Annotated in this window: 6 protein-coding genes; 3 read left to right on the forward strand and 3 right to left on the reverse strand. The window is 68.8% G+C overall.

Features of this window, described 5'->3' with window-relative positions; all coding sequences use genetic code 11:
* Positions 1-227 precede the first annotated feature (227 nt).
* Both AB0300_RS13140 and AB0300_RS13145 read left to right on the forward strand, forming a co-directional pair.
* Complete coding sequence (locus AB0300_RS13140) at positions 228-1,754, forward strand: sugar transferase (RefSeq protein ID WP_025104608.1); 1,527 nt, start codon at positions 228-230, stop codon at positions 1,752-1,754.
* Positions 1,755-1,758: 4 nt separating this feature from the next.
* Entirely contained in the window at positions 1,759-2,694 is a 936-nt protein-coding gene (locus AB0300_RS13145; protein WP_025104609.1) for a glycosyltransferase, read from the forward strand.
* Positions 2,695-2,750: 56 nt separating this feature from the next.
* Here the strand turns inward: AB0300_RS13145 and AB0300_RS13150 are convergent, their stop codons facing one another.
* Positions 2,751-8,126 (reverse strand): PKD domain-containing protein, encoded by a 5,376-nt coding sequence (locus AB0300_RS13150; protein WP_025104610.1) that lies wholly within the window; start codon positions 8,124-8,126, stop codon positions 2,751-2,753.
* Positions 8,127-8,313: 187 nt separating this feature from the next.
* Positions 8,314-9,354 (reverse strand): glycosyltransferase family 4 protein, encoded by a 1,041-nt coding sequence (locus AB0300_RS13155; protein ID WP_029989670.1) that lies wholly within the window; start codon positions 9,352-9,354, stop codon positions 8,314-8,316.
* A 53-nt stretch (positions 9,355-9,407) separates the two neighbouring features.
* Here AB0300_RS13155 and AB0300_RS13160 point away from each other — a divergent pair, with 53 nt between their 5' ends.
* Entirely contained in the window at positions 9,408-10,595 is a 1,188-nt protein-coding gene (locus AB0300_RS13160; RefSeq protein WP_025104612.1) for a DUF1972 domain-containing protein, read from the forward strand.
* Here AB0300_RS13160 and AB0300_RS13165 read toward each other — a convergent pair.
* Positions 10,592-11,944 (reverse strand): lipopolysaccharide biosynthesis protein, encoded by a 1,353-nt coding sequence (locus AB0300_RS13165; protein ID WP_025104613.1) that lies wholly within the window; start codon positions 11,942-11,944, stop codon positions 10,592-10,594. The genes AB0300_RS13160 and AB0300_RS13165 overlap by 4 nt on opposite strands.
* Positions 11,945-11,950 lie beyond the last annotated feature (6 nt).

Consider the following 11,950-nt stretch of genomic DNA (forward strand, 5'->3'; position numbering starts at 1 on the left):
GACGAGCGGATCCGCTACAGTGTTGGACGTCTGCAGTGCCTGCTGCACGCCTCGTCGGTTGGGACGACGAGGACCTTCACGATGTGGGATCGCGAAGCATCAGCAGGACCCGAGGGGTCGGGACGCAGACGTGTCCGTGAACGTGGGGTTCACGGTCTGGGGAAAACTGGGGAAACGATGGCGCACTGGGGTTATCTGCGTACATTCACGGCTCAAGGGGCCTCGGCATGACTTCCGTCGAGGATGCTCTGAGCATCGCTCGTACGGGTTTCACGCCGATCACGGCACCGCGAGCGACCGCGTCGGTGACGCCTGCGGCGAGCACGCCGCGTGTGTCGGCGACGCTCGAACGACGCCGCCAGTGGGAGCGTCGCTATCGGATGCGGCTGCGGATCACGGATGCGGCTGTCATCCTGATCGCGGTCGCACTGACGGCGATGGTCCAGCTGGTCTCCGGCGTCGCGGTGATCGAGGCCGTGCGCAACGCCGCATTGCTGGGTCTCGCCTGGTACCTGATGCTGTCGGCGCTCAACAGCCGAGCCGCCGCCATCTTCGGGTCCGGGGCCACGGAGTACCGTCGCGTCGCGCACGCGGCGGGACTCGCCTTCGGCATCACCGCCATCGCGGGCGTGCTCCTGGAGTGGGAAGGACTGCAGCCGCTGTTCTTCATCGCCCTCCCGGTCGGCATGCTCGGTCTCCTCTTCGCCCGCTGGACCTGGCGCCGCTGGCTGCAGCGGCAGCGTCTGTCCGGTCGGTTCGCGTCGAGGACACTGGTGGTCGGCGCCACCGAGGACGTCGAGTATGTGATCGACTCCCTGCAGAAGGGCGGGGAGAACGGCTATCACGTCGTGGGGACGACGCTGCTGGATCGCAATGCCGGCGCGCTCAGGATCGGGGAGAGCATCTACCCGGTCGTGGGCGATCTGGACACCGTCGCCGCGGCGGCGGCACAGCTCGGGGCGGACACCATCATCGTGGCGAGCCGCCCCGAGGGGTCCCCCGACTTCGTCAAGCAGCTCAGCTGGCAGCTCGAGGGCACCGCCGCCGAGCTCGTGCTCTCCAGCCGTCTGACGGACGTCGCGGGGCCGCGCATCTCGCTGCGCCAGGTCGACGGCCTGCCGCTGATCCAGGTGAAGATCCCGACCTACGAGGGCGGGGTCCACCTTCTCAAGCGCGCGCTCGACATCGTCGTGGCCACCGTCGCGCTCATCCCGATCGCGCTGCTCACCCCCGTGCTCAGCGCGCTCATCAAGCTCGACTCGCCTGGCCCGGTGTTCTTCTTCCAGGAGCGCGTGGGACGGGACGGCCGCCGATTCAAGATGGTGAAGTTCCGCTCGATGCGCACCGACGCCGAGAAGCAGCTCGCGGCGCTCAAGGAGCAGAACGAGGGCGCCGGCCTGCTCTTCAAGATGAAGGACGACCCGCGCGTGACCCGCGTCGGGAAGGTGCTGCGCAAGCTGTCGCTGGACGAGCTCCCGCAGTTCTGGAACGTGCTCGTCGGCGACATGAGCGTCGTCGGCCCTCGTCCGCCGCTGCCCAGCGAGGTCACGGCCTATGACGGCACCGTGTTCCGCCGCCTCTACATCAAGCCGGGCATCACGGGTCTGTGGCAGGTCTCCGGACGCAGCGACCTCTCGTGGGACGAGAGCGTGCGGCTCGACCTGCGGTACGTGGAGAACTGGTCGGTCATGAACGATCTGCAGATCATGTGGCGCACCGCGAAGGTCATGGCGCAGCCGAGCGGGGCATACTGAGTCCATGAACCCCGCGCGACCCGAGGCCGAAGAACGACCTCTCCTCGTCGCCGTGACGACCTTTCGTCGCACCGAGCTCCTCGCTCCGCTCGTCATGGCGATCCGGGCGGGGGCCGGCGCCTCGGCGGAGCGCATGCGCATCGCGTTCGTGGACAACGATCCCGCCCGCTCGGCGGAGGAGGTCGCCGCAGAACTCGACGTCACCTACCTCCCTGAACCCACCCCGGGGATCGCGGCGGCGCGACAGGCCGCGCTCGACGCGGCGCGCCCGGGCGAGCTGGTCGCGATGGTCGACGATGACGTCGTACCGCTGGAGGGGTGGCTCGACGCCCTCGTGGAGACATGGTCGAGAAACGGGCGTCCCGCCGTCGTGATGGGGTACGTGGACTACGTCTGGCCCGAGGGCACCGACCCCTGGATCGTCGCCGGTGGGTTCATGCGGCGACGACGCCGACGGAACGGGCAGCGACTGGACGCCTTGGCGACCGGGAATGTCCTGATCGACGCTTCGCAGGTCGCGTCACTCGGAGTGCACTTCGACACAAGCCTCGGCCTGGCCGGCGGAGAGGACATGCTCTTCGGGCGATCGCTGCTCGCCGCCGGCGGGGCGATCATCGCATCCGCGGACTCGATCGTCCGCGACGAGGTCCCCGCGGAGCGCACGACCCGCGAGTTCGTGCGACGGCGGACCATCTCACAGGGTCAGATGCGTACCGAACTCCTCACCCGAGACGGCTCCCTCGCGCGGCGCATCATCCTTCGCGGCGCCCACCTCGTGGGCGGCGTGGCCCGCCTTGTGATCTTCTCCCTGCGAGAAGTCCTCGCCCGCGCGCGCGGCGACCGTGCCGCACAGGCCGTGCTGCGGCGGCGCATCTGGTTCGCCCAGGGGCGCACTCTCGGCGCCCTCGGCCGGATCACCCCGGCGTACGCCCGGAGCTGACGGGAACGGATGAGGGGCGGGGCCATCCGGCCTCGCCCCTCATCCGTTGTCCGATGCTACTGCGGGACGACCACGGCGAACCGCTCGAAGGAGAGCCGCGTGGTGGTGTTCGTCGAGGCCGAGCTGACAGACGTCTTTATCCCGATGCCACCGGCGACCTGCATCGCCGCCACCGCGTCCGTGCCCGTGAGCTGCCAATCCGCAGGCTCGGTCTGCCCCTCGACCCAGACCTTGGCCGCCAGGCTGGTCGGGGCGGTACCACTGACCGCGAGGCGGGCGTGGAGCACCTGTCCGGGCGCATAGGAGCCCGGCAGAACGTAGCTGTTCCCGATCGCCGTCTCATTCCGGAGGAGGTACAGCCGGATGACGCCGGCGGGCTCCAGTCGCACGCGCGCCGAGTATGTCGATGCCCCAACGGTCCGGCCGAGCAGCGTGATGCTCGCGGTGCCGCCGGTCGAGGCGACATCCGACGAGAAGAGGGCATCGAGCACCGTGCTCGTACCGGTCACCGCCAGTCGCGCCTCCCGCGTCTGCGACGGCGCGAGGGACACGACGCCCTTTCCGCCTGCCGTGCTGAATGCGGCGTTTCCTCCCGACAGCGTCCACGCGCCACCGAGGTCGGCGCTGCCCCAGCCTCCCGTCGTCGCCCGGTCGAACTCATCCGTCGCGAGGGGAGTCGGCCCTGTGGGGTCCGGCGGCGTGACCGGCGCGGTCACAGTGACCGGCTTCGTGACTGAGTGCGTTCCGCCGTCGTCGTCGGTCACCGTCAGGGTGACGTCGTACGTCCCCGATGCCGCATACGTGTGCGATGCCGTGACTCCCGTCGCGGTACCGCCATCCCCGAACGTCCACGCGTAGGACGCGATCGTCCCATCCGCGTCGCTCGATCCGCCAGCGTCGACAGCTGCACTGAGTGCGGAGGTCGAGGAGACGAAGGATGCTGTCGGGATCTGGTTGGGCGCAGCGACCACGGCCCCGGTGACGACCTTGTAGTCGTCCACCGAGAAGACCGAGGAGACGGAGGAGACCGAGCTGATCGCCATCTTCACGCCGACCGCACCCGCTGTCTGCAGAGCGGCAGTGGAGTCCGTCCCCTGCAGCTGCGGGTTCGCCGGCTCCGTCGTCCCCGTTCGCCAGACCTTCAGCGCGAGCGTGGTCGGCGACGTTCCGCGTACCGTGAGCACAGCCGACAACTTCTCGCCCGCCACGTACGTACCGGGGATCACGACGCTGTTGCCGATCGCCGTCTCGTTGCGCAGCAGGTAGAGACGGATCGCGCCACTCGCCTCGATCTTCACGCGTCCCGAGTAGACGTCGTTGCCGACCTGACGACCGTTCACCGTGAGGTTGAAGGCTCCGCCGTTGGTCGCGTTGCTCGAGGCGATGGTCAACGAGGTAATCGTCGACGTGCTCGAGACCCCGGCGAGGCGAGCCTCTCGCGTGGCGGCAGGAGACAGGGAGATCCGTCCCACGCCATCCCCCGCCGAGAACGCCGCCGCCCCTCCGGACACCGTCCAGGCGCCGCCGACGTCGGCGGAGCCCCACGAGGACGACGCCGTGCGCTCGAACGCGTCTCGGGCGATGACCTCTTCCGTGGCCGCCGGCGCGACGGCGACGGATGCGGTCGCCTGATGCGTTGCGCCGTCGTCGTCCGTGACCGTCAGCGTGACCGTGTAGGTTCCCGCTGTCGTGTAGGTGTGCGTCGCCGTCGCTCCCGTCGCGGTGGTGCTGTCACCGAAATCCCACGCGTGCGACACGATGCTGCCGTCGGTGTCGGTGGAGCCGCTTCCGTCGGCGGAGATCGACATACCATCCGCGGCGCGCACCACGTTGGCCACAGCCTTGGGCGGCACGTTCTGAGCTTCGACAGCGATCGTCTTCGTCTCGGTCGATGAGGCACCGCGGTCATCGGTCACGGTGAGCGACACCGTGTAGGTTCCGGAAGCCGCATAGTCATGCGTCGCCGTGGCCCCTGTCGCCGAGGCACCGTCGCCGAAATTCCACGCGTACGCCGTGATCGTGCCGTCCGTATCCGCGCTCGCGGATGCGTCGACCGCCACGGAGAGGAATTCCACCTTCTCGGTGAACGCGGCGGTGGGAGGCACGTTCGGGTTCCGCGTCGTCACGTCATGAGCGACGGTGGACGCGAGCCCGCCGGCATCGGTCACCGTGAGGGTGACCGTGTAGGTGCCGGCCGTGTCGTACTCGTGCGTAGGCGCGACACCGGTTCCGGTGTGGCCGTCGCCGAAGTCCCACGCATAGCCGGCGATCGGACCCTCAGGGTCGCTCGAGGCGGAGGCGTCGAAAGCCACCGACCGGTCCGAGGTCGCCGCGGTGAACTGCGCCGTCGGCAGCTGGTTCAGCTCCCCGGTGTCGCCGAGCTGATAGTGCTGCAACACCTGGCTGACCGTCAGGGGCGCTGAGTAGACCGCCGCCTCATCGATCGTGCCGACCCAGAAGGGATCCCCTTCCCAGGTGGTGTCGCCGCCCACGCGCCAGTAGCCGTTGTAGTTGTCGGCACCCGCTTGCGCGTTCGAAGCGACCTCCACGCCATCCACGAACAACTGCATCCCTGCCGCCGACTGCTGCGCGACGACATGGTGCCACTGCCCGTCACGGTAGGTGCCCGGCGCCGTGAGGACGTATGACCCCCCGTTGTAGACGCCGAACTTCAGCTGTCCCGATCCGTTCATGTAGATGTGCCGGTCGTAGTTCGAACTGGGATTGGCATTGTTGGAGTTGCTGTTCCCGAAGCCGATCAGCTTGCCGCCGCCCGTCGAGGTGGTCTTGAACCAGGTCTCGATCGAATAGGTGTTCGGCGACGGGTACTGCCGCGCGCTCACCACCGTCTGGCGGTTGTTCCAGCTGGAGAACAGCTTCGAGGACGTGAACCGGATGGCCTGGTCCGCGACGCCGGACAGCGCTCCGGTCTGGCCTCGTTGGATCGTGGCCGACCCACTGGTCTGGTACGTCCCGGTGCTTCCGTCGCGGCCCGAGTCTTTCGCGACCGTCCCGCTGGTCTCGCCGAGGCGCCAGTACAGTGTCGGGTCGAGGTCGTACACGGCTTTGCCGTAGGCGTCTGCGGGCGCAGCGGGGAGCGACGACGTGCGCCCAGAAGCCACCCAGTGCGCATCCACCGCGTCACGGGTCAACGCACTGCCGTACACGGCCACGTCCGCGATGCGGGCGTTGAGGTAGTTCGACGACCCCGCGGACGGCCAGCCGCTCTGGGAGTCCCCGCCGATGCGCCAGTAGCCTGAATAGCTCTGACCGGTCGTCGTGTCGGAGCGCGAGCTCACCCGCACGCCGTCGACGTACAGCACCATGCCCGAGCTGTTCATCGTGCCGACCACGTGGTGCCACTTGCCGTCGTTGAGACCGGCCCCGCTGGTGAGCGTCCGCGCAGTCCCGGGGTACACGCCGAACGTGACCTGCCCCGAATTGCTCAGGTAGAGGTGCCGGTCGTAGCTTCCGGACAGCCCCTTGGCGTTGTTGCCGAAGCCGACGATCTTCCCGCCGCTCGTGCTGGTCGTCTGGAACCATGCCTCGATCGAGAACTCGTCAGGACCGACCTCGGAGACCGAACTGGCAGAGGTGCCGTCGGTGCCGTTGAAGGCCGTGGAGGCCGAGGTCTCACCGACGACCTGGCCCGCCTGGCCACGGGTCGTCCCTCCGGACAGCGTGAGGTCGTTCCCGGAGATCCAGTCGGTCGCGGACGAACCGGACGCCTCGTTCATGGGCCAGTAATACCTCGGCGAGGACGAGAGCACGGCTTCGTTGTACGTGTTCGAGGTCCCGGCGGCCGCGATCGTCACCGGCGTCCAGTCGGACGTCGTGGTGTTCCCGTTGGGGTCGGTCACCTTGACCCGGTACTCGTATGTCTGGCCGGCGGTCACCGCCGTGTCGGAGTACGTGAGCCGCGGTCGCACCCAGTAGGTGGAGTCGGCAGTGGTCGTGTGGATCGGCTGCGCGAGGTCACGACGGAAGACCTCGTAGGTCAAGCGGGCGTTGTCGGCGTCGTAGTTCGCGGACCAGGCGACGCGTGCCTGCCCCGCGCGGAAAGACTGAGCGCTGATCTGGTAGGCGCCGCCCTTGATGGTCGGACCGATCTTGTTCGGCGCCGTCCCGGGCTTCGCGAAGCGCACGAGTCCCTGTTGTGCGCTACCGCTCACGGCCGTGAACTCACCGCCGTAGACGAGGTAGTCGCCACCGCCCGTGACCGACCATGCGGCCTGATTCATGCCGGACACCGTGCCGGGCTGCCACGTCGGGTACCAGTGCAGCAGACGGGCCGCCGGGTTGCCGGTGAAGCTGCGGTACCCGTAGATGTCAGGAGTGATGGTGCGGTCCGACGGGTTCTTGTCGAACGCGAGCGAGAAGTTGAAGCTCCACGGGTCGAGCTGCGGGAACTCTCCGATGTTGCCGCAGTAATGCGAGTGCGCCGCCGTGTAGAGCACACCCCCGGTCGGGTACACCGAATAGGTGTCGCCGTGGCAATCCTCCATCCACACCATCGAGCCGTCGCTCCAGCGCGCGCGGAACGCGCCTTCGAAGTCGTCCTCCGTCTTCGATCCTCCGAAGTCGTACCCACTGCCGTAGACGCTGTCCCCGTCGGAGGCGAGCGAATAGATGGAGGCGCCGGTGCCGGCGTTGCGGATGACACTGTTGATCGCCCAGGGGAGGCTGGCTCCGCTGGAGGCGTCGAGCGCGGCCATGCCGCGACCCGGGTTGGTCGACCCGTTGGTGGACGTGAACGAGCCGGCGATGACCACCTTCGAGGCATCGGGGGACACCACGACGGAGCGGACGCCGTACCCGCCGGCGAGGACCGGGTTGAAGTCGAGCACGGCACCGGTCGACGCGCTCACGGCCGCGACGCCGGTACGTGCGGTGTTGTTGATGTTCGAGAACTCCCCCGTGACGTACACGGTCGTATCGGTGGCGACGATGCCCTGCACGATCGTGTTGGTACCGGGGGTCCAATTGCCGATCAGCTGGCCGGTGGCCGTGTCGAAGGCCGCCAGACGGTAGCGGTTCTGACCGTTGACGGCGGTGAAGCCGCCGCCGATGTACAGCCGCGAGCCGTCGGGCGACACCGCCGCGGCGAGGATGCGGCCGTTGACCTGGGGGGCGAAGGATGTGTCGAGCACACCGGTTGCGAGATCGTAGGCGAGGAGGTTGGATCGCGGCGTCTCGTTGGTGCCGGCCGGCGCTCCCGCCGGGCGCGCGCTCGTGAACTGCCCGCCCGCGTACACCTTGGTGCCGCCCACCGCCTGAGCCCAGACGATGCCGTTGATCTGCGTCGTCGGCAGCGGGTCAGCGCTCACCGTCGCCGGCAGAGCGGGATCGGTCGGCACTGTATCCGCCTGCGCGGCCGGTGCGGTGATGGTCGCGCCGAGGAGCGCGGTCACCACGACGGCGACGACTCCCATCGCGAGACGACGGAATGGACGTGCGCGCGATTCTTCGTCGCGTTCGATTGCCTCGAGTCGCTGGACTCGCATGGCGCCTCCCCACAGGCACATGCCGAAATATCGGCGGATGATGGATCCCCTCGCGTCCCCCAAAGACGCATCCGCCGTTAGAATAGCGCAGCACTCGCCGCAGCGCTACCCGACCTCAGGACCCGATGGCCGTGCGATCCGCGGTGGGCACCAGGATCTCCGCGAGATGGGCGCACATGATCGCCGTAGTGAACGACGACTCGACCGCCGCGCGGCCGGCGAGCCCCATCCGTGCCGCCTCCGCCGGGTTCGAGAGGAGGGACAGGAGCCGATCGGCCAGCGCCTCGGCGTCTCCCACCGGAGCGAGGTGGCCCGTCACTCCCTCCTCGACGTACTGCGACATCCCCGGCGTGTCCGTGTTCACGACCGGTCGTGCGGTCGCGAGTGCCTCCAGAGTCACCGTCATCCCCGACACGTGAAGATTCGGTCGGGTTGCCGTCGCCACCACTGTCGCTGTCGCGTACAGGTCCCGGAGATCGCGATGGCTCATGCGCTCGACGACACGGACGCCGTCCGGCGCGCCGGTCGCCGATGTCTGCACGACGGCCTCCACGTCGGGCCGCTGCGCCCGGACGATCTCCAGCGCTCGGAAGAGCGTCTGCGGATCACGATCCCTGTCGTTGCCGATGCTCACGATGCGCGGCCGCTCCGGGTAGGGCCGCGGCGGGAAGAAGTCGGCGTCCACTCCGAACGGAACGGCGGTGATGCGTGGCCCTCCGGCCCCGATCACTGCCCGGAGCGGTTCGACCTGTCCCCGGCTCAGCACCCACAGATCGTCCGCGCTCTGCAGCACCTCGATCAGACGCTGCGGAACGTGGCCCCGCTCCACCATGTCGGTCAGCCAGATGACGCCTGACGCGAAGCTCCGCCGAGGACGCCGCACCTGCATCCGAAAGGCGGCGTTCTCGTCCCAGGTGAAGGCGCGGCCGTCGACCGGGCGCGGGCCGAGGCCGACGCGGCTCCGCATTCGCGCCACCCGTCCGGGCGCCGGCAGGTCGAGCACGTCGACGGGCGCGAACGCGCGCAGGCCGTCCAAGCCGTACTGCCAGGCGCTCGGCACCTCACCTGCCGCGTGACGGCGCTCCCACGCGCTCACCGACTGTTCGGCAGGAAAGCCCCAGGCGAGGGATGAGTCCGAGGAAGGTTCTGACGACACCGCCCCAGATTAGCCCCCGCACTCGGCGATCAAGGCTCGGGCATACTGTTCCGATGCACTCCGCCGCGACGTCCCCCTCTCCCTCGCTCCGCATCGCGCTGATCGGCACGCGCGGAATCCCCGCCGCATACGGAGGATTCGAGACGGCCGTCGAAGAGGTCGGGCGGCGGCTCGTCGCCCGGGGACACCGTGTGCTGGTGTACGGGCGGGATGCCGGCACCGCGGGCGACGTACACCTGGGCATGCGGAGGGTGACCCTGCCGGCGGTACGGCACAAAGCGCTCGAGACGCTCAGCCACACCGCGCTGTCGACCGCGCACGCGGTCACCAGGGCCCGTCCCGACGCAGCTTTCGTCTTCAACGCCGCCAACTCGCCGTTCCTCCCGTTGCTGCGCGCCCGGGGCATCCCCGTCGCGCTCCACATGGACGGACTCGAGTGGCGACGCTCGAAGTGGGGGCCCCGTGGAAAGGCCTACTATCGCTGGGCCGAGTCGTTCGGCGTGCGGACGGCCGATGCGATCATCGCCGACGCTCCCGGAATCGCCGAATACTACGATCACCAGTTCGGCGTGGCCAGCGAGATGATCCGCTACGGCGCCCCTCTCCTCGACGACGCACCGGTGGCCGGCATCCGCGCGCTCGGCCTCGAGCCCGGCGAGTACCACCTCGTGGTCGCGCGGTTCGAACCCGAGAACCATGTCCGTGAGATCGTCGAGGGGTACGCCGCGTCTGCGGCCGGGAAGCCCCTCGTGGTCGTGGGCTCCGCCCCCTATGCCGCCGACTACACCGCGGCCATCGACGACCTCGCGGCCGCGGACGACCGAATCCGCCTCCTCGGCGCGGTGTACGACCAAGACCTTCTCGACGCGCTCTACCACCACGCCTTCACCTACCTCCACGGTCATTCCGTCGGGGGGACGAACCCGTCGCTCCTGCGCGCCATGGGAGCCGGCACGGCCGTGATCGCGTACGACGTCGTCTTCAACCGTGAGGTCCTCGACGGCCATGGTTGGTACTTCTCGGACCCGGCCCAGGCGGCCACCGCGATCACCGCCGCCGAGGCCGACGCGGACGGCGTGGCCAGAGCCGGAGCTGCCGCCCGGACCCGCGCCGCCGATGATTTCACGTGGGACGCCGTCGCCGAAGACTACGAGGATCTGGCGCTGCGGATCGCGCGCGGGGAGTCGTTCCACGACTCGGCGAGGCGCGCGCATCGCCGAGCCGAGGAGTGGACCGGCTAACCCGGCTGGCCTGCGGAGGCCGGATCGTCTTCGGCCGCCGGATCGTGGGCGCGGTCGGAAGCGAGCAGGCGCCCACGGTGGCGGTGGATGTAGATGGCGTACGGGATGAGCTGGCAGACGGTCAGCGCGAACGCTACGCCGAGCAGCGGCCCGATGATGCCCAGCAGCGGTGTCAGCACGACCGACAGCACGATGCTCAGCGCCGCCATCGCCAACGTCGGAACGACCTGGAAGCGGATACCCGGTTTGTCCATGATGAACATGCCCAGGGGATAGACGGCGGCCGTCAGCATGATCATGGCGCCGAACGCGAGGATCGTCGAGGGGCGGACCTCCAATTCGCCGCGCGTGATGAAGTCGAACAGCCAGGGACCGATCACCCAGACGAGCGCCGTAGCCATGGCCACAGCACCGCCGAAGAGGAGGGACAGCAGATACGGCCCGCGCGTGAGCTCGCCGCGGTGCCGCCGCCGCGCGAACTGTGGCCAGAGCGCCACCCCTGCGGCCATGACCAACCCGTTGAGCGCGAAGAACACCTGGCCTGCGACACCGTACTCCGCGACGTCGGTCGGCGTGCCGTACTGGGCGAGCACGTACCGCTGCGAGCCGACGGCGATGGGATACGTGACCATCTGCGCCAGCATCGGCCACCCCACGTCCATCACCCGCACGCCGGGCACACGCCGCCATCGGAACAGGACGCGGAGGGCGTCGGGGATGAGAGGCGCGGTCGAACGCGTCACCAGGGTGAACCCGATGACGGCGGTGATCAGGGAGGCGCCGTACGAGGCGAGTGCGAGGAAGGAGTCGAAGGCCCGGCCTCCGACGGTGAGCAGGAGCCAGACGCCGCCGAGCGTGAGGGGGGAGATGAGGCCTTGCACGAGGATGACGAGGTGGTTGCGGCGCTGTCCCAGCAGGATCCGGAACCACACGCCGAGGGTCACCGTGAGGCTGAACAGCGTGATGCACAGGAAGGCGGCGAGGGGAGCCCCGGGGATGGCTCCCGCATCCCCGAACAGCACGCGCCATCCCCCGCTGACGAGCAGCACGGTGTTGATGATCATGAGGCCGGAGGCGAAGAGCAGCAGGATCCGTCCGACCGACGTCACCTGAAGGCGCAGCTTGCGGTCCGTGCGGACGTCTTCGCTGGTCGCCACCGCATTGACCAGCACCGCACCACTGCCGAGGTCCGTGAACGTCAGCAGCGATGGAATCGTGATGAGCAGTGTATAGAGCGCGTAGTGCTCGACGTCGGTCTCGCCCAGGATCATCCTGGTGGTGATCACACCGCAGACGAGGGAGACGACCATGGTGGCCGCGCGGGCGCCGAGCGCCAGGAGCGAGTTCACGGGGCC

Origin of the sequence: Microbacterium sp. NPDC078814 (assembly GCF_040702645.1) — a bacterium.
GTDB lineage: Bacteria > Actinomycetota > Actinomycetes > Actinomycetales > Microbacteriaceae > Microbacterium.